Source organism: Streptomyces sp. NPDC014882 (assembly GCF_043081325.1).
Classification (GTDB): Bacteria; Actinomycetota; Actinomycetes; order Streptomycetales; family Streptomycetaceae; genus Streptomyces.
On the sequence record NZ_JBIBWL010000001.1, the window covers coordinates 766,368 to 784,134 of the forward strand.

Sequence of the window (17,767 nt, forward strand, 5' to 3'; positions counted from 1 at the left end):
GCTCACCCTATCCAGGCGGTCGTCACAGCCAGCCGTTGCGCTTGAGCGTGCGGTGGATGCCCACGCAGAGCATCACCGTCACCGACATGATGACGGGGTAGCCGTAACGCCAGTGCAGCTCCGGCATGTGGTCGAAGTTCATGCCGTAGACCCCGCAGACCATCGTCGGCACGGCGATGATGGCCGCCCAGGACGTGATCTTGCGCATGTCCTCGTTCTGCGCGACGGACGCCTGCGCGAGGTTGGCCTGGAGGATGGAGTTGAGCAACTCGTCGAAGCCGACGACCTGTTCCTGGACGCGGGCGAGGTGGTCGGCGACGTCCCGGAAGTACTTCTGGATGTCGGGGTCGACCAGCCGCATCGGCCGCTCGCTCAGCAGTTGCATCGGCCGCAGCAGCGGCGACACCGCCCGCTTGAACTCCAGTACCTCACGCTTGAGTTGGTAGATCCGGCCGGCGTCGGTGCCGCGCGGACTGCCCTTGCGGCCCGGCGAGAACACCTCCGTCTCGACCTCGTCGATGTCGTCCTGCACGGCGTCGGCGACCGCGATGTACCCGTCGACGACGTGGTCGGCGATCGCGTGCAGCACCGCCGAGGGGCCCCGGGCGAGCAGCTCCGGGTCGTCCTGGAGCCGGTGGCGCAGCGCGCGCAACGAGCCCTGGCCGCCGTGCCGGACGGTGATGAAGAAGTCCTTGCCGGTGAAGCACATGACCTCGCCGGTCTCCACCACCTGGCTGTTGGCGTCGAGTTGGTCGTGCTCGACGTAGTGGATGGTCTTGAAGACGGTGAACAGGGAGTCGTCGTAGCGCTCCAGCTTGGGACGCTGGTGGGCCTGGACCGCGTCCTCCACGGCCAGCGGGTGCAGCCCGAACTCCCGGGCGATCCCTGCGAACTCACTCTCCGTCGGCTCGTGCAGGCCGATCCACACGAACCCGCCGTCGCGGCGCACCTGGCGCATCGCCTCGTGCGGGGTCAGCGGCGCCGGCGCCTCGACGCGGGCGCCGTCGCGGTAGACGGCGCAGTCGACGACCGCCGAGGGGGTGGCGGGATCGCGCGTGGTGTCGTACGCGCCGCTGTCCTTGCGCAGGCCGGGGCGGGACGGGCGGACCACGGCACGCAGGTCGCGGATCATCGACATGGCGGGCTCCTTCGCGACAGGCAGCGAAAGGCGCCGACGGCGGATGGAACTACCCGGAATGGGGACGTCCTGACGTCCTGGCGAGGAGTCTCCCGCCCCTCGAAGCGGGGAAGGATGTTTGGCACGTCCACAAAGCGGGGAGCACCGCTCCGTCGCGGTGGCGGGTTTCGCTACTGATTCAGGTACTGCTTCAGATCAGACGGATCGCGCGGACCGAGGGGCCGGGGCGGATCCGGTACGACGAAACGAAGTGCTCTTCCGAGTGAGGACGAGAACGCGAGAGGCGGCGGTCGGCCGGAGCCAGAGCTACATCAGCGGCGGGAAGAGCGAGTGGTACTGCACGGTCGACTTCGATCCATGACAGCCCCACCTCCTCCAGCCGGTCCCCCGTGAGGGACTACCTCGGCGTCGGGGCTTGATCGCGACGCTTCTGCGTGCTGCCCCGAACCGCCGGGCCAGAGTATCAGCCGACCGAAGTGTCAAGGCGCTGCTTTGCCCAGTACTGGCGAGTTCTATGCTCGCGGCATGGCAGATGTTCTTCCTCTGGTCGAGGCCCGGTTGCGCAGCGCGCTGGGCGAGCCGGACGCCCGCGCCGCGGTCACCTTCCTGGGTACGGACCGCATCGAGGTCCTGCGTTTCCAGGAGGGCGGCATCGTCCGCTACGCCACGCTCGGCATGTCCGCGCAGCCGATGAGCGACCCCACCGCGGTGCTCGCCGATCCGGTGCGGGGGCCGCGCGCCGAGCTGGTCCTGTCCGTGCGGGCGGGCCTCGCCGACACCGACAAGGTGCTCCGCCCGCTCGCCGTGCTCGCCGCCTCCCCGCAGGTGGAGGGCGTGGTCGTGGCGCCCGGCGCCTCCCTCGACGTCGGTGAACCCCTGTGGCCCGGCGCCCCGTTCACCTCCGTGCTGGTGGCCGAGCCCGGCGGCCTGGTCGAGGACCTGGACCTCGACGAGCCCCTGGACCCGGTCCACTTCCTGCCGCTGCTGCCGATGACCCCGAACGAGGCCGCCTGGAAGCGCGTGCACGGCGCGCAGGCCCTCCAGGAGCGGTGGCTGACGCACGGGACGGACCTGCGGGATCCGTCCCGCGGGTCCGTCACGCTGGAGTGACCCGGCTCACCGATCGGCCGGAAGCGCGCGCCGGTCGGCGAGGACGGCGCCCCTCGTCCTCCGCGGCGTGCCCCGGCTCCAGCTCCTCCGCCCTCGCGGTGAGCGCCTCACGCCGCACGAGGACCACGACCGCACCGAGGACCGCGGTGGCCGCGGCGACGGCGAACGGGGCGTGGACGTCCGTCCACTCCTCGATCCTCGGCGCGAAGAACGGCGCGGCGGCCGCGGCGAACCAGCGCACGAAGTTGTAGCCGGCGCTCGCGACCGGGCGCGGGGCGTCCGACACGCCCAGCGCCAGCTCGGTGTAGACGGTGTTGTTGACGCCGATGAGGGCGCCGGACAGGACCGTGCACACCACGGCGGTGGTGTGGTCGCCGTAGCCGAGCACCAGGACGTCGGCGGCGAGCAGCACCAGGGAGCCGCCCAGCACCTTCAGCGAGCCGAACCGCTTCTGCAGCCGCGGGGCCACCAGGACCGAGAAGACGGCGAGCAGCACGCCCCAGGCGAAGAACACCGCGCCCGACCGGTACGGCGTCATGTCGAGCACGAACGGCGTGAAGGCCAGCACGGTGAAGAACGTGTAGTTGTAGAAGAACGCCGAGACCGCCGTCGAGGCCAGACCGCCGTGGCCGAGCGCCTTGAGCGGGTCCAGCAGCGAGGTCCTGCGGGCCGGCTTCGGCTGCTCCCCCAGGAACGCCGTGATGCACAGGAAGCCGATCGCCATCAGCAGCGCGGTGCCGAAGAAGGGGTAGCGCCAGCTGGCGTCCCCGAGCAGCGCGCCCAGCAGCGGCCCGCACGCCATGCCGAGGCCGAGGGCGGACTCGTACAGCAGGATCGCCGAGGCGCTGCCTCCCGCCGCCGCCCCGACGATCACGGCGAGGGCGGTGGAGACGAACAGCGCGTTGCCCAGTCCCCAGCCCGCGCGGTAGCCGACGAGCTGTCCGACCGTGTCGGAGGTGCCGGACAGGCCCGCGAAGACGACGACCAGGGCGAGGCCGAGCAGCAGGGTCCTGCGGCCGCCGATCCGGCTGGAGACGAAGCCGGTCAGCAGCATCGCGAAGGCGGTGATCAGGAAGTACGAGGTGAACAGGAGGGAGACCTGACCGGCCGTGGCGTCCAGCCCCCGGGCGATGGACGGCAGGATCGGGTCGACGAGTCCGATGCCCATGAAGGCGACGACGGACGCGCCCGCGGTCGCCCAGACCGCCTTGGGCTGGCGCAGAAGGCCACCGGCTCCCGCTTCGAAGGGGTCCATGTCCGCTCCCGTTCCGACAGATGGTTGGCGTTTACACATAGTAAGTTAGCCAAGCTAATAAGTGCAAGCTGCATCTATATCGGCCGTCCGGGCGGGGTTCCGCCCGGACGGGTGATCGTCCTTGACGCGGGCCGGATCGGGTAGGACCGTGGGGCCCTATGAGGGGCGAACCCAGTTGCCCGAAGTGTGGTGGCCGGGTCAGGGCTCCCGGCCTCTTCTCCGATTCCTGGCAGTGCGACGTGCACGGGGCCGTGCATCCGCTCCAGCCCGTGATCCCGCCCAGCGTCGAGGGTCTCGGTGTCGTCGTGCACCGGACCCGGGTGCCGGTGTGGATGCCGTGGCCGCTGCCGGTCGGCTGGCTCTTCACGGGCGCGACCTACGCCGGTGACGACCGCAGCGGCGGCCGCGCCAGCGCCGTCGCCTGCACGGGCCCCGGCCCGCTCGGCGGCATGGGGGAGCTGATCCTCGTCGCGGAGGAGCTGGGCGTCGGACTTGGCGCCCGGTACGCCGGGGTGGAGGGTCCCGATCCCGGCCCGTACCTGGACGTGGAGAAACCGCCCCAGGCCAAGGTCCTCGCCGCCGGCCGCCCCACCCCGCTCTGGCTGGTCGACGGCGTCCCGGACGACCGCGCGGTCTTCGCGGGCGAGGCGCGGGGGCTGTGGCTGTGGGCGGTCGTCTGGCCCGAGCAGTCGGGGCTGCTGATGTACGACGAACTGGTGCTGACCGATCTGCGCGACGCCGGGGCCGAGATCGAACTGGTGCCGTGCGGGGCGCTCTCGCCGCGACTGCTGAAGCCGTAGCGGGCGGGCCGGCGGGTCGGCCGGCCGGGAGCGGGCGAGGGGGATGCCCGCGAAGCCGTGGCGGCCGGGTCGGCCGTGAGCGGGCCGGCAGGAGTATGGGCGGGGCGGCCGGAGAGGGCGCACGGGCGGGCGTGCAGGCAGGCGGGTCGACTGCGGGCCTACGGGCGTGCGGACGGGTCGGCCGGAGGCGTGGTGTAGGGGGCGCCCGACTGGTTCGGGTGTGACGGAGAAGTCCGGAAATCCGGTTATCCTTGAGCGTCCCCGTCCGCCCGTCACCGCTTGGAGTCCGCGTCGTGCGCATCGACCTGCACTGCCACTCCACGGCGTCCGACGGCACGGACACCCCGGCCGAGCTGGTGCGCAACGCCGCCGCGGCCGGACTGGACGTCGTGGCGCTGACCGACCACGACAGCACCCGGGGGTACGCCGAGGCGATCGCCGCGCTGCCGCCGGGCCTCACCCTCGTCACCGGGGCCGAGCTGTCCTGCCGTGTCGACGGCATCGGCATGCACATGCTGGCCTACCTCTTCGACCCCGACGAGCCGGCCCTGCTCGCCGAGCGCGAGCTGGTGCGCGACGACCGGGTGCCGCGGGCGCGCGGGATGATCGCCAGGCTCAACGAGCTGGGCGTACCCGTCACCTGGGAGCAGGTCGCGCGGATCGCGGGGGAGGGCTCCGTCGGACGCCCGCACGTGGCCACCGCGCTCGTCGAACTCGGCGTCGTACCGACCGTGAGCGACGCGTTCACCCGGGAATGGCTGGCCGACGGCGGCCGGGCCCACGTCGAGAAGCACGAGACCGACCCCTTCGAGGCGATCCGGCTGGTCAAGGCGGCGGGCGGGGTCACCGTCTTCGCCCACCCGGGCGCGAGCAAGCGGGGCCGCACGGTGTCCGAGTCCGTGATCGCCGAGCTGGCCGCCGCCGGCCTCGACGGCATCGAGGTCGACCACATGGACCACGACGACGACACCCGGGTGCGACTGCGCGGCCTCGCCGCCGACCTGGGACTCCTCGTGACCGGGTCGAGCGACTACCACGGCAGCCGCAAGACCTGCGCGCTCGGCGAGTACACGACGGACCCCGAGGTCTACGGGGAGATCATCCGGCGCGCGACCGGCGCGTTCCCGGTGCCGGGGACCGGCGGGGCCTGAGGCTCCCCCGACCCGCCACCCGCCTCCTTTCCCGCAAGGTTCTCGTACTGATGTTCGACGTTGCCGTCTTCGGCTCCCTCTTCCTCACCCTTTTCGTCATCATGGATCCCCCCGGGATCACCCCGATCTTCCTCGCGCTGACCGCCGGTCGTCCCGCCAAGGTGCAGAAGCGGATGGCCTTCCAGGCCGTCTGCGTGGCCGGCGGTGTCATCGCCGTCTTCGGGCTCCTCGGCCACCAGATCCTGGACTACCTGCACGTCTCCGTGCCCGCACTGATGATCGCCGGCGGGCTGCTGCTCCTGCTGATCGCCCTGGACCTGCTGACAGGCAAGACCGACGAGCCCCAGCAGACCAAGGACGTCAACGTGGCACTGGTCCCGCTCGGCATGCCGCTGCTGGCCGGGCCGGGCGCGATCGTGTCGGTCATCCTGGCCGTGCAGAAGGCCGACAGCGCCGCCACGCAGCTGTCGGTGTGGACGGCGATCCTCGCCATCCACGTCGTGCTGTGGCTGGTGATGCGCTACTCGCTGCTGATCATCCGCGTCATCAAGGACGGCGGCGTGGTCCTGGTGACGCGCCTCGCGGGCATGATGCTCTCCGCCATCGCCGTACAGCAGATCATCAACGGCGTCACGCAGGTGATCCAGGGCGCCTGAGCCCCTCCGGCGCGCGGAGACCCCCGCCGCCATCGCGAGAGCCCCCCGCGGCAGCGTGCCGTGGGGGGCTCCGAAGTCTGGGGTGAAGACCCTGGGCGTTACGAGGCCGAGGTGTCGGCCGGGCGGATCCACAGCCGCTGCCCTATGGCGGCGGCCTGCTGAACGATCCGGTTGACGGAGGCGGCGTCCACGACGGTGCTGTCCACGGTCGTGCCGTCGACGTCGTCGAGTCGCATGATTTCGAAGCGCACGGGCTTCTCCCTTCGTCTGGTCATCCTCCTGAGGAGAATTGCTGTACATGGAGAGTCAACAGGGCGCGTGTTACAAACATTCCCTACGCTAAGGAAAATTTTCGAACGTCTAATTACTAGCCGGTAAGGGAGCTGTCGCGGTCGACGCTCGTGCGTGACGGCCGCATGACCGTCCGTCGCGATCCTCGTCGCGACTCCGCCTCGTTCCCCGAGGCCGTCCCCGTCGCGATCTTCACTGCGACCGTCCGTCGTGACGGCTCGCCGTGATCGGCGGTCGAGCTCGCATGGACCGAACGGGACCGGTTGTGTTCGCAGCGTGACCGCCGGGACAATGGACGTGATGAACGACGACCTCACGGCCCTCGCCGCCCGCATCGACCGCACGAACGAGCTGCTGACCCGCATGCTCGCCGAGGTGGCGAAGACACCCTCGACCCATGCGATCTTCGTCGACGCCGGGTACCTCTACGCGGCGGCGGGCCGGCTGGTCGCCGGGACCGAGGACCGACGGGCCTTCGACCTCGACGCCGAGGGCCTGATCGACGCCCTCATCGACCGCGCCCGCACGATCTTCGCCGACAGCCGGCTGCTGCGCGTCTACTGGTACGACGGCGCCCGCCGCCGCATCCACACGGCCGAGCAGCAGTCCATCGCCGAACTCCCGGACGTCAAGGTCCGCCTGGGCAACCTCAACGCCAACAACCAGCAGAAGGGCGTCGACTCCCTGATCCGCAGCGACCTGGAGTCCCTCGCCAGGCATCGCGCCATCAGCGACGCCGCGCTGCTGGGCGGCGACGAGGACCTGGTCTCCGCCGTGGAGGCCGCGCAGGGGTACGGCGCCCGCGTCCACCTCTGGGGCATCGAGGCCCCCGAGGGCCGCAACCAGGCGGAACCCCTGCTGTGGGAGGTCGACAGCCAGCGCACCCTCGACCTCGACTTCTGCAAGCCGTACGTCTCACGGCGCACCGCCCAGAGCTACGAGCCGGCCGGCGCGGCCCGGCCCACCCGCGACGACGTCCGCTTCGTGGGCGCGCAGATCGCGGCGAAGTGGCTGGCGGCGCGGGGCCGGGAGTCCCTGGTGGAACTGCTGCCGGGCCACCCCTACCTGCCCGGCTCCGTCGACCAGGACCTCCTCGTGGAGGCGGAGGGCATGCTCCAGTACTCGCTGCGCGGCCAGTCGGACCTCAGACGGGCGCTGCGCGACGGGTTCTGGGAACACCTGCAGACGCAGTACTAGCCACGTCTCCGGCGTGATCCGCCGGGCAGCCCCCGGTCCCCGTCGGGGCGGGCCTTGTCCCAGAAGTCGGCGAGCGCGTGGGCCGTCGGCAGGGGCTGGTCCAGGTTGGGGGAGTGCTCGGCGCCCGTGACGACCGTCCGGTGCGCGCCGAGGTCCATCGCCATGTCGTCCAGGACGGGCACCGGCCAGGTGTCGTCGCGCGCCCCCGACAGCACGTGGAAGGGCAGCGGTACGGCGGCGAGTTCCGCGACGCGGTCCGGCTCGACGAGCAACTGGCCCCCGGTGGCGAGGAGCTGGGCGGGCTTGTGGTTCACCCAGCGCTGCCGCAGCGACGCCGGTTCGCCGAACCCGCGGGCCGGGCCGCCGACTTCCTCCGGCGGGCCCATCGCCAGGATCGCCTCCCACACCTCCGGCATCGTCATCAGCGCGAGCGCGTCGTGCAGCAGTCGCACACGCTGCCGCTGTGCGACGGAGATCTGCGCCGGGCCCGACGCGACCAGCGTGAACGAGGCGAAGGGGGAGTGGTCGAGCAGCACGGCCGCCCGGGCGATCTGGCCGCCCAGGGAGTGCCCGGCCAGATGCACGGGGGCGCCGAGCGCGGCCGCCTGCGCGAGGATGTCCCGCGCCAACTCCTCCTGGGCGTAGGGCGCTTCATCGAGGGCGGGCCCGTCGCTCTCGTTCTGTCCGCGCCCGTCCACGGCGACCGTGCGGTACCCGCGCGCCGCGAGCGGCTCGTGCAGCAGGTGGAAGTCCTCCTTGCTGCCGGTGAACCCGGGCAGCAGCAGCGCGACACCCCGCGGCACCACGCCGTCGGCCACGGGCGAGTCGACGACGGCGAACTCGCCGCGCGCGGTGCGCAGCGGGTACGCGCGGGCGCCGGGAGGCGGGGGGAAGGCGGTCGGGACGGTCACACGCCGAGATTACCGGCCGCGTCGACGGGACCGGCCCGGAGGAGCAGGCGGCCGAACGACGCCGGGTGCCGGCGACGCCGACGGCCCGGCCCCTCCACGAGGGAGGGACCGGGCCGTCGGACTGTGGTGCCCTGGCGGGCGATCAGCTCTCCGCGGACTCCGCGGCGGCCGTCGCCTTGCGCGTACGCCGGACCTTCGGCTTCGCCTCGTCGGCGGCGGCTTCGGCGGCCGGCGCGGTGGTGGCGGCCTTGCGGGTGCGGCGGGGCTTGGGCTCCGGCTCCTGCGCGGTCTGGGCCGGGATGTCGGCGACGGTGGCCGTCGTCTCCGGCTGGGCGGCCTTGCGGGTACGGCGGGGCTTGGCCTCGGCGTCGTCCGCGACCGGTGCGGCGGTGGCCGTCTTGCGCGTGCGGCGCGGCTTGGGCTCCGTGCCCTCGGCGGTGTCGGCGGCGGCTTCGGCGGTCGGTGCCGTGGCGGCCGTCTTGCGGGTCCGGCGCGGCTTGGCCTCGGTGGCCACCGCAGCGCCTTCGGCCGTGTCGACCGCGGACTCCGCGGCCGGTGCCGCCGTCTTGCGCGTACGGCGGGGCTTGGCCTCGACCGTGTCGGCGGCACCCGCCGCGGTCTCCGTCGACACCGCGGTCTTGCGCGTGCGGCGCGGCTTGGTCTCCGTGCCCTCGGCGGTGTCGGCGGTGTCGGCGGCGGCTTCGGCGGCCGGCGCGGTGGTGGCGGCCTTGCGGGTGCGGCGGGGCTTGGGCTCCGGCTCCTGCGCGGCCTGGGCCGGGATGTCGGCGACGGTGGCCGTCGTCTCCGGCTGGGCGGCCTTGCGGGTGCGGCGGGGCTTGGTCTCCGTGCCCTCGGCGGTGTCGGCGGCGGCTTCGGCGGTCGGTGCCGTGGCGGCCGTCTTGCGGGTCCGGCGCGGCTTGGCCTCGGTGGCCACCGCAGCGCCTTCGGCCGTGTCGACCGCGGACTCCGCGGCCGGTGCCGCCGTCTTGCGCGTACGGCGGCGAGGCCTGGCCTCCGTCGCCTCCGCCGTGTCGGCGCCGGCTTCGGGGGCCGCGACCGGCGCCTGGGCGGGGATCTCCGCCACGGGCTCGACCGTGGGCTCGACCGCCGTGTCGGTCACGTTCGTCGGCGCGTCCGCGGTCCGGCGGGTACGGCGGCGGCGCGGCTTGGCGGTCTCCGGGTCGTCGAGGGCCGGGCCCTCCGCGGACGCCACCGCCGCCTGCGCGGCCTCGGGGACGTCGACGGACGTCACCGACGCCGTCGCGGCGACCTCCTGCGCCGCCGTGCCACGCGTACGGCGCCGACGGCGCGGCGTGCGCGACGCGGCCGCCTCCTCCGCGACGGGCGCCTGCTCGGGCGCCGCGGTGGCGGCGGGGGCCGACGCGTCGAGGGGCTCGCCGTTGCGCGTGCGGCGGCGACGGCGCGGCGTACGGGCGGGACGCTCGCGCTCGGCGGAGCGGGACTCGCCACGGCCGCCGCCGCGGCGGTCACCCCGGTCGTTGCGGCCGCGTCCACCACGGCCGCCCGGCTCGCCGAGGTCCTCCATCTCCTCCGCGTCGAGTCCGGCGCGGGTGCGCTCCGAACGCGGCAGCACACCCTTGGTGCCGGCGGGGATGTCGAGGTCCTCGAAGAAGTGCGGGGACGTGGAGTACGTCTCCGGCGGGTCCGGGAAGCCCAGGTCCAGCGCCTTGTTGATCAGCTGCCAGCGCGGGATGTCGTCCCAGTCGACGAGGGTGACGGCGATGCCCTTGGCACCCGCGCGGCCGGTGCGGCCGATGCGGTGCAGGTACGTCTTCTCGTCCTCGGGGGACTGGTAGTTGACGACGTGGGTGACGCCCTCGACGTCGATGCCGCGGGCGGCGACGTCGGTGCAGACGAGGACGTCGACCTTGCCGTTGCGGAAGGCGCGCAGCGCCTGCTCGCGAGCGCCCTGGCCGAGGTCGCCGTGGACCGCGCCGGAGGCGAAACCCCGCTGCTTGAGCTGGTCGGCGAGGTCGGCGGCGGTGCGCTTGGTGCGGCAGAAGACCATGGCGAGACCACGGCCCTCGGCCTGGAGGATCCGCGAGACCATCTCCGGCTTGTCCATGTTGTGCGCGCGGTACACGTGCTGCCTGGTGTTCGCGACGGTCGCGCCCGCGTCGTCCGGCGACGTGGCGTTGATGTGCGTGGGCTGCGACATGTAGCGGCGGGCGAGGCCGATGACCGCGCCCGGCATGGTCGCCGAGAACAGCATGGTCTGGCGCTTCGCCGGAAGCATGTTGATGATCTTCTCGACGTCGGGCAGGAAGCCCAGGTCGAGCATCTCGTCGGCCTCGTCGAGGACGAGCGAGCGGATGTGCTTCAGGTCGAGCTTCTTCTGGCCCGCGAGGTCCAGCAGCCGGCCCGGGGTGCCGACGACGACGTCGACGCCCTTCTGCAGGGCCTCGACCTGGGGCTCGTAGGCGCGGCCGCCGTAGATGGCGAGGACCCGCACGTTGCGCACCTTGCCCGCGGTGAGCAGGTCGTTGGTGACCTGCGTGCACAGCTCGCGGGTGGGGACGACGACGAGCGCCTGCGGGGCGTCGGTCAGGTCCTCGGGCCCGGCACGCCCGGCCTCGACGTCGGCCGGGACGGTGACGCGCTCCAGCAGCGGAAGGCCGAAGCCGAGCGTCTTGCCGGTGCCGGTCTTGGCCTGTCCGATGACGTCCGTGCCCGTGAGGGCGACCGGGAGTGTCATCTCCTGGATGGGGAAGGCGGTGATGATGCCGACGGCCTCGAGGGCTTCAGCGGTCTCGGGAAGGATTCCGAGCTCTCGGAACGTGGTAGTCAGGGTGCTGCCTCTTCTGTGTGCGCGGTGCGAGGCGAGCGCGGGGGTCGTGGCGGACCGCGCCGGGGACGTCGGCTGCCCTGGGGGCGAAGCCGGCAAGACGCGGGACCTCTGCCGACGCTCTAGCGTTCGTACCGCTGAGGGGTCCCCTCCGGTCGTCGTACGCGATGTGCCGTACGGCCAGGGAGGGCTGTCGGGTCGGAGCCGATCGGGCCACCGACCGGGCATCCTCATACCTGCGGCCCGTCGAAATACTCGGCAGGCGCATTACCACCATACCCCGGATTCGCGCACATGCGATGGCCGATTCGGTCACGTTGTGGTTGTCACACCATCGGACACGGTCTTCCGCGTCGTCGTGGTCACACTCACTGACCAGGGACTTCCCTCCCGCGGCGGGCGGGCTATTGTGCGCTCCATGACGAGCTCTGACAAGCCTGAGAACGCCGCCACCGGTATCGCCGCCCAGGACTGGGCGAAGGCCTCCGCCGATCCGCAGTACCGGGCCGCGGTCGTGGACCTCCTCGGCGCGCTCGCGTACGGCGAGCTCGCGGCGTTCGAGCGGCTCGCCGAGGACGCCAAACTGGCGCCCACGCTGGAGGACAAGGCGGAACTGGCGAAGATGGCGTCGGCCGAGTTCCACCACTTCGAGCGGCTGCGCGACCGGCTCACGGAGGTCGGCGAGGAGCCGACGCGCGCGATGGAGCCGTTCGTCGCCGCGCTCGACGGCTTCCACCGGCAGACCGCCCCGTCGGACTGGCTGGAGGGTCTCGTCAAGGCCTACGTCGGCGACTCGATCGCCAGCGACTTCTACCGCGAGGTCGCGGCCCGTCTGGACACCGACACCCGCGCCCTGGTGCTGGCCGTGCTCGACGACACCGGTCACGCCGGCTTCGCCGTCGACCGGGTGCGCGCGGCGATCGACGCGGACCCGCGCGTGGGCGGGCGGCTCGCGCTGTGGGCGCGGCGGCTGATGGGTGAGGCCCTGTCGCAGTCGCAGCGGGTGGTGGCCGACCGCGACGCGCTGTCGACGATGCTCGTGGGCGGCGTCGCGGACGGGTTCGACCTCGCGGAGGTGGGCCGCATGTTCTCGCGGATCACCGAGGCGCACACGAAGCGGATGGCTGCGCTGGGCCTGGCCGCGTAGCGCTCCGCGGGGTTCGGGGAACGCCACGCGGGCGGCCCGCGGGGTTCGGGGAGCGCTCAACGGGGGTGCCGCGGGGTTCGGGGAACGGCACGCGCGCGGCCCGCGGGGTTCGGGGAGCGCTCAGCGTGGGTGCCGGGCGGTCGCGGGCCGGCAGTGCGTGGCCGGTCGCGCGGTTTCCCGTATCCCTGACGGCCCCTGACAGTCCCTCACGGTTACTGCGGGGCCGGCCGAGACCGGCCGCCGTGTCCCGTGCGTGCTCCGCGGGGGGCGGTGCCGCTGGGCGTTCCGCAGACGGGGTTCCGCGGGCCGACGCCGTTACGCGGTGGCTGATCGGCGACGGAGTCCGGCGGCCGGGCGCAGGAGCAGCGACAGGGAGGCGGTGGAGACGACCGCCGCGCCGAGGAGGGCGACGACCACGGAGCCGGGGCCCAGCGCGCTGTGGGTGACGAAGTCGCCGAACAGGGCACCGGCGACGCCCGTCGCCAGCACCAGGGCGCGGGCGGGGAGCCGGTGGGACAGGCGGTGGACCGCCGCCCACGCGAGCACGAGACCGAACACAGCGGAGCCGAGCGCTTCCAAGATCATCCGGGGTCCCTCCAGGCGGCCGGGCCGTGCACCAAGGTCGTAGCCCGTCCTACCCGTGACCTGCGGAATGCAATCCTCCCGCGCGGCCGGGCCGTGCTCCGTCCGTGGCGGGTCCGGCGCGCGAGCCGATGCGCCCCGGCACCGAAGCCGATGCGCGTCCCGGCGCGGGAGCCGGTCCGGCCTCCGGTACGCGGGCTGACCTGGGCTCCGGCGTGGTGGCACGCGGAAGGGGCCCGGCAGCCGAACGGCCGCCGGGCCCCTTCCGCCGAGCGTGGCCTACAGCGCGCCGAAGCCCACCTTGCGCGGGGCGGGCTCGCCCAGCTCCACGTAGGCGAGGCGGTCGGCCGGAACCAGGACCTTGCGGCCGTGCTGGTCCGTGAGGCTGAGCAGCTGCGACTTCCCGGCCAGGGCGTCGGCCACCACGCGCTCGACCTCCTCGGGAGTCTGACCGCTCTCCAGAACGATCTCGCGGGGCGCATGCTGCACGCCGATCTTGACCTCCACGGCTAAGTCCCTCCGACGATCACGAGGTGCGCGGGCGTCCGCGCCGTACGCTGCACACATTAGCCCGGTGAGGGGGGCGTGCACGGCGCGGCCGTCCACGCCAGGAGCGAACAGTGAACGGGAACAAACGGCCGGGGCGTCGCTCAGTGCTGGTCGATGCCGTGCAGCGGGAATCCGGCGATGCCCCGCCAGGCCAGGGAGGCCAGCAACTGCACCGCCTGGTCGCGCGGGACACTGCGGTCGCTGTGCAGCCAGGAACGCGCCACCACCTGCGCGAGACCGCCGAGGCCGGAGGCCAGCAGCATCGACTCCGCGCGCGAGAGGCCGGTGTCCTCGGCGATCACCTCGCAGATCGCCTCGGCGCACTCGTTGGTGACCTTGTCGACGCGCTCGCGCACGGCGGGCTCGTTCGTCAGGTCCGACTCGAAGACCAGCCGGAAGGCGCCGCCGTCGTCCTCGACGTACGCGAAGTACGCGTCCATCGTGGCGCGGACGCGCTGCTTGTTGTCGGTCGTCGAGGCGAGCGCGCTGCGCACGGCCTGGATGAGCGACTCGCAGTGCTGGTCCAGCAGCGCCAGGTACAGGTCGAGCTTGCCCGGGAAGTGCTGGTAGAGCACCGGCTTGCTGACGCCGGCGCGTTCCGCGATGTCGTCCATCGCCGCCGCGTGGTAGCCCTGCGCGACGAAGACTTCCTGGGCGGCGCCCAGCAGTTGGTTCCGTCGGGCACGGCGCGGCAGGCGCGTGCCTCGCGGGCGCGCCGCCTCGGTCTGCTCGATGGCTGTCACGCCGCCTCCCAATGTCGTCCCTCTTGCGGTGTGCCGCCGCGCCGCCATCGTACTTTTCGGTAACCGTGCTGTGCGCGGTGCGAGCGCAGAATTTCACGGACCGGACGACGGCAGAAGCCGTAGGTAAGGTTTCGTAGCGGGGCGTAGTGGGAAGAACCGCGCTCCGCTCCGGCCGGACGCACGGCGGTCCCGGCGTCCTCCGGGTGGCGGTCCCGAGTCCGCTCAGCGGTAGTCGTCCTCGTCCTGCGAGACGACGCGTGCCTGTTCGACGATGTCCGCCACGTTGGCACGGCTCGGATCCACCTCGTCCAGCGGGTCGTCGCTCTCCGGCGCGACGTCGGCCTGCTGCTCGGCGGCGTCGTTCTCCGGCGCCTCGACGTCGATCTCCGTGGCGGCCTCCTCCTCGTCCGCGAACGTCTCCGGATCGGTGGGGTCGATGGCCATGACGGGCTCCCTTTCTACGAACGTCCCTGAAAACGCAGGTGCCACATACGGGTGCCCTCTGTACGAGAGTAGGAGACACCCATTTCGGACGCTATGCGATGTGCCCGGGAATCACGTCGCCATCTGTGCGACGCGCGGCCGGCCTCTTGTGACGCCGAACACGCGGATCCGCGTGTGATCGTCTCGTAACATTGCGGCATGTCTTCGACAGAGCTGCCGTCCGTGCCGCCCACCAGCGTGCTGCCGAAGGCCGCGTCGGTCCGGGTCGCCGAGGGCGAGAGGCTGCGGTCGGTGCGCCTGCCCGGCGTCACCCTGACGGTCCGCTCCAGGCCCGCCGCGCGCGCGGGACTGCACCCCGCGCTGTACGTCCACGGCCTCGGCGGTTCCTCGCAGAACTGGTCCGCGCTGATGGCGCAGCTCGACGGCGTCGTCGAGAGCGAGGCCGTCGACCTGCCCGGTTTCGGGGACTCCCCACCGCCGGACGACGGCGACTACTCCATCACGGCACACGCGCGTGCGGTGATCCGTCACCTCGACGCGTCCGGTCGCGGACCCGTCCACCTCTTCGGCAACTCGCTGGGCGGCGCCGTGTCCACGCGGGTCGCCGCGGTCCGCCCCGACCTCGTCCGGACCCTGACCCTCGTCTCACCCGCCCTCCCGGAGCTGCGCGTCCAGCGCACGGCGGTGCCCACCGGCCTGCTCGGCATGCCCGGCGTGGCCGCGCTGTTCACCCGGTTCACCCGGGAATGGACGGCCGAGCAGCGGGTCCGCGGCGTCATGGCCCTGTGCTACGGCGATCCCGGGCAGGTCACCCCGGAGGCCTTCGGCCACGCCGTGGAGGAACTCGAACGGCGGCTGCGACTGCCGTACTTCTGGGACGCGATGACGCGCTCGGCGCGCGGGCTGGTCAGCGCCTACACACTGGGCGGCCAGCACGGCCTGTGGCGCCAGGCCGGACGCGTCCTCGCCCCGGCCCTCCTCGTCTACGGCGGCCGCGACCAGCTCGTCGGCTTCCGCATGGCCCAGCGGGCGGCACGCACCTTCCGCGACTCCCGCCTGCTCACCCTGCCGAACGCGGGGCACGTGGCGATGATGGAGTACCCGGAGACGGTCGCCACCGCGTTCCGCGAACTGCTGGAGCAGACGCCGGATCCGGGATCGGCGGCCGAGGAGACGGGTCCGGGAACCGGTTCGGACTCCGGGGCGTTCACCGAACGGGCCGGCGGATCCGCGGGCACGGGGAGCTGAGGGGGCCGTGGGACGTCACAGCCGGCGCGGGCCCGCGCCCAGGAGCACACCACCGCAGGGCACCGGCGGTGCCCCCCGGGAAACCGCGCCGGACGAGGCGGGTGACGCACGCCCCCGGGGCCCGGCCCGGCCGGCCGACGCGCCCTCCGCGAAGACCGGGCTTCCCGACGGCACCCCGGCCCGTGGTGTGCCGAGGCTCCCCGACGGCACCCCCGCGCGGGGCGTGCCCCGGCTTCCCGACGGCACCCCGGCCCAGGGCCTGCCCCTCCCGGGCGGCCGCCGCGACCCCGACGGCACTCCCGCCCACGGCACCCCGCAGGTCCGCGGCGGGCACCCCGAGCAGCGGGAGTCCGGGGGCGCCTGGGGCGAGCTGAGGGGCCGTACGGCGAGCGGATCCGGCCCGCTGATCCCCCGCCAGCGGCCCGAGTCTGCGGCCGGGGTCCGCCGGCGGCCGACCGATGCCGCGGCGGGTCCGCGCCAGGACTACCTCGACGCCTTCACCGAGGACGACAGCGTCTTCGAGCGCCGCGCGCCCGTGCCGGCCGCCACGGCCACGGTGCTCGCCACGGACACGTGCGTCGCCCCGCGTCCCACCGACGCCTACGCCTCCGCCACCGACCGGGACGGGAACCCCCGTCCGGTTCCCTCGGGCGGCGGGGCCGGGGGGTCCGACGGCGCGCCACCCACCGGCGAACCGGCGGCCAGGGGCGGCAAGGGCCGTGCCTTCACCGGCATCGCGGCCGCCGCCGTCACCACCGTGCTGGCCATCGTGGTCGCCGGGCAGGTCACCGACGCGCACGACGAGGACTCCGGCCAGTCCCGCGCCGCGACCGACGAGGGCGCCCGTGGCGCCCACGGCTCCGCCGCGCGCGGCGCCGAGCGGCCGAGCCCGTCGGCGTCACCCAGTGCGCTGCCGCTGACGTACGACCAGCTGATGAGCGCGCGGTACCGCTTCGAGGCCGGGTTCGTGGGGTCGGGGAAGTTCGACGCGGTGCCCGGCATCGACAAGGCGCCCGGCAGGGGGCAGAAGTACACCTACCGCGTGGACGTCGAGCAGGGGCTCGGGCTCGACGCCGAACTGTTCGCGCAGGCCGTGCAGAAGACGCTCAACGACGACCGCAGCTGGTCCCACGGCGGCGCGCGGACCTTCGAGCGGATCCACTCGGGGGAGCCGGACTTCGTCATCACGCTCGCCAGTCCCGGCACCACGGCCGACTGGTGTGCCAAGTCCGGCCTCGACACCACCGAGGACAACGTCTCCTGCGACTCGGCCGCCACCGAACGCGTGATGATCAACGCCTACCGGTGGGCGCAGGGGGCCGCGACCTACGGCGACCAGATGTACGCCTACCGCCAGATGCTGATCAACCACGAGATCGGCCACCGGCTCGGCTACGGCCACGTCACCTGCGACAAGGACGGGGATCTCGCCCCGGTCATGCAGCAGCAGACGAAGTTCCTGGAGTACGACGGCATCCGCTGCCTTCCCAACCCCTGGCCCTACCCGAACACCTGACGAACGGCGGGGCGCCGGCCACGAGGCGTGACGTTCGGCACTCGTTTGATCTCTTAGCGCGACGGAACGCCGCCCGCGCGGGAAAGTTACGACCGTTCACCCCTTTTGGTGGGGGGGGGGGGCCCCCCCCCCCCCGGCCCCCCCCCCGGGGCGACGCGAAGGTGGCCGGCGGGGCCCCCCCGGCCCCGCGGCGGCGCCCCCCCCGGGGGGGGGGGGGGGGGCG

Annotated in this window: 17 protein-coding genes; 8 read left to right on the forward strand and 9 right to left on the reverse strand. The window is 73.1% G+C overall.

Features of this window, described 5'->3' with window-relative positions; genetic code table 11:
* Window positions 1–22 precede the first annotated feature (22 nt).
* Window positions 23–1,138 (reverse strand): magnesium and cobalt transport protein CorA, encoded by a 1,116-nt coding sequence (locus ACF09K_RS03440; RefSeq protein WP_392240773.1) that lies wholly within the window; start codon window positions 1,136–1,138, stop codon window positions 23–25.
* A 525-nt stretch (window positions 1,139–1,663) separates the two neighbouring features.
* On the opposite strand from ACF09K_RS03440, the gene ACF09K_RS03445 reads away from it, so the two are divergent.
* Window positions 1,664–2,248: a suppressor of fused domain protein gene (locus ACF09K_RS03445; RefSeq protein WP_392240774.1), complete on the forward strand. Its 585-nt coding sequence runs from the start codon at window positions 1,664–1,666 to the stop codon at window positions 2,246–2,248.
* On the opposite strand, the gene ACF09K_RS03450 is transcribed toward ACF09K_RS03445, so the two are convergent.
* A complete protein-coding gene (locus ACF09K_RS03450) occupies window positions 2,235–3,503 on the reverse strand; it encodes an MFS transporter (RefSeq protein WP_392240775.1) in 1,269 nt (422 codons plus the stop codon). The genes ACF09K_RS03445 and ACF09K_RS03450 overlap by 14 nt on opposite strands.
* Before the next feature lie 158 nt (window positions 3,504–3,661).
* On the opposite strand from ACF09K_RS03450, the gene ACF09K_RS03455 reads away from it, so the two are divergent.
* From ACF09K_RS03455 to ACF09K_RS03465, 3 genes are all read left to right on the forward strand, one after another.
* On the forward strand, window positions 3,662–4,303 hold the full coding sequence (locus ACF09K_RS03455; protein ID WP_392240776.1) for a DUF6758 family protein: 642 nt from the start codon (window positions 3,662–3,664) through the stop codon (window positions 4,301–4,303).
* Window positions 4,304–4,596: 293 nt separating this feature from the next.
* On the forward strand, window positions 4,597–5,454 hold the full coding sequence (locus ACF09K_RS03460; protein WP_392240777.1) for a PHP domain-containing protein: 858 nt from the start codon (window positions 4,597–4,599) through the stop codon (window positions 5,452–5,454).
* A gap of 50 nt (window positions 5,455–5,504) precedes the next feature.
* On the forward strand, window positions 5,505–6,110 hold the full coding sequence (locus ACF09K_RS03465; protein ID WP_392240778.1) for a MarC family protein: 606 nt from the start codon (window positions 5,505–5,507) through the stop codon (window positions 6,108–6,110).
* Window positions 6,111–6,208: 98 nt separating this feature from the next.
* Here ACF09K_RS03465 and ACF09K_RS03470 read toward each other — a convergent pair whose 3' ends face one another.
* Window positions 6,209–6,385 (reverse strand): hypothetical protein, encoded by a 177-nt coding sequence (locus ACF09K_RS03470; RefSeq protein WP_392241046.1) that lies wholly within the window; start codon window positions 6,383–6,385, stop codon window positions 6,209–6,211.
* A gap of 307 nt (window positions 6,386–6,692) precedes the next feature.
* On the opposite strand from ACF09K_RS03470, the gene ACF09K_RS03475 reads away from it, so the two are divergent.
* Window positions 6,693–7,598 (forward strand): NYN domain-containing protein, encoded by a 906-nt coding sequence (locus ACF09K_RS03475; protein ID WP_392241029.1) that lies wholly within the window; start codon window positions 6,693–6,695, stop codon window positions 7,596–7,598.
* Here ACF09K_RS03475 and ACF09K_RS03480 read toward each other — a convergent pair.
* Window positions 7,595–8,509: an alpha/beta fold hydrolase gene (locus ACF09K_RS03480; RefSeq protein WP_392240779.1), complete on the reverse strand. Its 915-nt coding sequence runs from the start codon at window positions 8,507–8,509 to the stop codon at window positions 7,595–7,597. The genes ACF09K_RS03475 and ACF09K_RS03480 overlap by 4 nt on opposite strands.
* Window positions 8,510–8,651: 142 nt before the next feature.
* Window positions 8,652–11,225 (reverse strand): DEAD/DEAH box helicase, encoded by a 2,574-nt coding sequence (locus ACF09K_RS03485; protein WP_392240780.1) that lies wholly within the window; start codon window positions 11,223–11,225, stop codon window positions 8,652–8,654.
* A 499-nt stretch (window positions 11,226–11,724) separates the two neighbouring features.
* On the opposite strand from ACF09K_RS03485, the gene ACF09K_RS03490 reads away from it, so the two are divergent.
* On the forward strand, window positions 11,725–12,462 hold the full coding sequence (locus ACF09K_RS03490) for a ferritin-like fold-containing protein (RefSeq protein ID WP_392241030.1): 738 nt from the start codon (window positions 11,725–11,727) through the stop codon (window positions 12,460–12,462).
* A gap of 315 nt (window positions 12,463–12,777) precedes the next feature.
* Here the strand turns inward: ACF09K_RS03490 and ACF09K_RS03495 are convergent, their stop codons facing one another.
* The 4 genes from ACF09K_RS03495 to ACF09K_RS03510 form a co-directional block, all read right to left on the reverse strand.
* Entirely contained in the window at window positions 12,778–13,047 is a 270-nt protein-coding gene (locus ACF09K_RS03495; protein WP_392240781.1) for a hypothetical protein, read from the reverse strand.
* A 276-nt stretch (window positions 13,048–13,323) separates the two neighbouring features.
* Window positions 13,324–13,551 (reverse strand): DUF3107 domain-containing protein, encoded by a 228-nt coding sequence (locus tag ACF09K_RS03500; RefSeq protein ID WP_073493074.1) that lies wholly within the window; start codon window positions 13,549–13,551, stop codon window positions 13,324–13,326.
* Between the two features lie 143 nt (window positions 13,552–13,694).
* On the reverse strand, window positions 13,695–14,336 hold the full coding sequence (locus ACF09K_RS03505) for a TetR/AcrR family transcriptional regulator (protein ID WP_392240782.1): 642 nt from the start codon (window positions 14,334–14,336) through the stop codon (window positions 13,695–13,697).
* Between the two features lie 222 nt (window positions 14,337–14,558).
* The gene (locus ACF09K_RS03510) at window positions 14,559–14,780 is read right to left on the reverse strand and encodes a hypothetical protein (RefSeq protein WP_392240783.1); all 222 of its coding nucleotides are present in this window, start codon (window positions 14,778–14,780) and stop codon (window positions 14,559–14,561) included.
* 198 nt (window positions 14,781–14,978) lie between these two features.
* On the opposite strand from ACF09K_RS03510, the gene ACF09K_RS03515 reads away from it, so the two are divergent.
* Both ACF09K_RS03515 and ACF09K_RS03520 read left to right on the forward strand, forming a co-directional pair.
* Complete coding sequence (locus ACF09K_RS03515; RefSeq protein WP_392240784.1) at window positions 14,979–16,028, forward strand: alpha/beta fold hydrolase; 1,050 nt, start codon at window positions 14,979–14,981, stop codon at window positions 16,026–16,028.
* Between the two features lie 7 nt (window positions 16,029–16,035).
* Window positions 16,036–17,544 carry a DUF3152 domain-containing protein gene (locus ACF09K_RS03520; RefSeq protein ID WP_392240785.1) on the forward strand — a complete coding sequence of 503 codons (1,509 nt, stop codon included), beginning with the start codon at window positions 16,036–16,038 and terminating at the stop codon, window positions 17,542–17,544.
* Window positions 17,545–17,767: the final 223 nt, after the last annotated feature.

Excerpts from the sequence above, each read along its gene's own strand:
- ACF09K_RS03440 (WP_392240773.1), bottom strand. The coding sequence starts at position 1,138 with ATGTCGATGATCCGCGACCTGCGTGCCGTGGTCCGCCCGTCCCGCCCC.
- ACF09K_RS03445 (WP_392240774.1), top strand. The coding sequence starts at position 1,664 with ATGGCAGATGTTCTTCCTCTGGTCGAGGCCCGGTTGCGCAGCGCGCTG.
- ACF09K_RS03450 (WP_392240775.1), bottom strand. The coding sequence starts at position 3,503 with ATGGACCCCTTCGAAGCGGGAGCCGGTGGCCTTCTGCGCCAGCCCAAG.
- ACF09K_RS03455 (WP_392240776.1), top strand. The coding sequence starts at position 3,662 with ATGAGGGGCGAACCCAGTTGCCCGAAGTGTGGTGGCCGGGTCAGGGCT.
- ACF09K_RS03465 (WP_392240778.1), top strand. The coding sequence starts at position 5,505 with ATGTTCGACGTTGCCGTCTTCGGCTCCCTCTTCCTCACCCTTTTCGTC.
- ACF09K_RS03470 (WP_392241046.1), bottom strand. The coding sequence starts at position 6,385 with ATGACCAGACGAAGGGAGAAGCCCGTGCGCTTCGAAATCATGCGACTC.
- ACF09K_RS03475 (WP_392241029.1), top strand. The coding sequence starts at position 6,693 with ATGGACGTGATGAACGACGACCTCACGGCCCTCGCCGCCCGCATCGAC.
- ACF09K_RS03485 (WP_392240780.1), bottom strand. The coding sequence starts at position 11,225 with ATGACACTCCCGGTCGCCCTCACGGGCACGGACGTCATCGGACAGGCC.
- ACF09K_RS03495 (WP_392240781.1), bottom strand. The coding sequence starts at position 13,047 with ATGATCTTGGAAGCGCTCGGCTCCGCTGTGTTCGGTCTCGTGCTCGCG.
- ACF09K_RS03510 (WP_392240783.1), bottom strand. The coding sequence starts at position 14,780 with ATGGCCATCGACCCCACCGATCCGGAGACGTTCGCGGACGAGGAGGAG.
- ACF09K_RS03515 (WP_392240784.1), top strand. The coding sequence starts at position 14,979 with ATGTCTTCGACAGAGCTGCCGTCCGTGCCGCCCACCAGCGTGCTGCCG.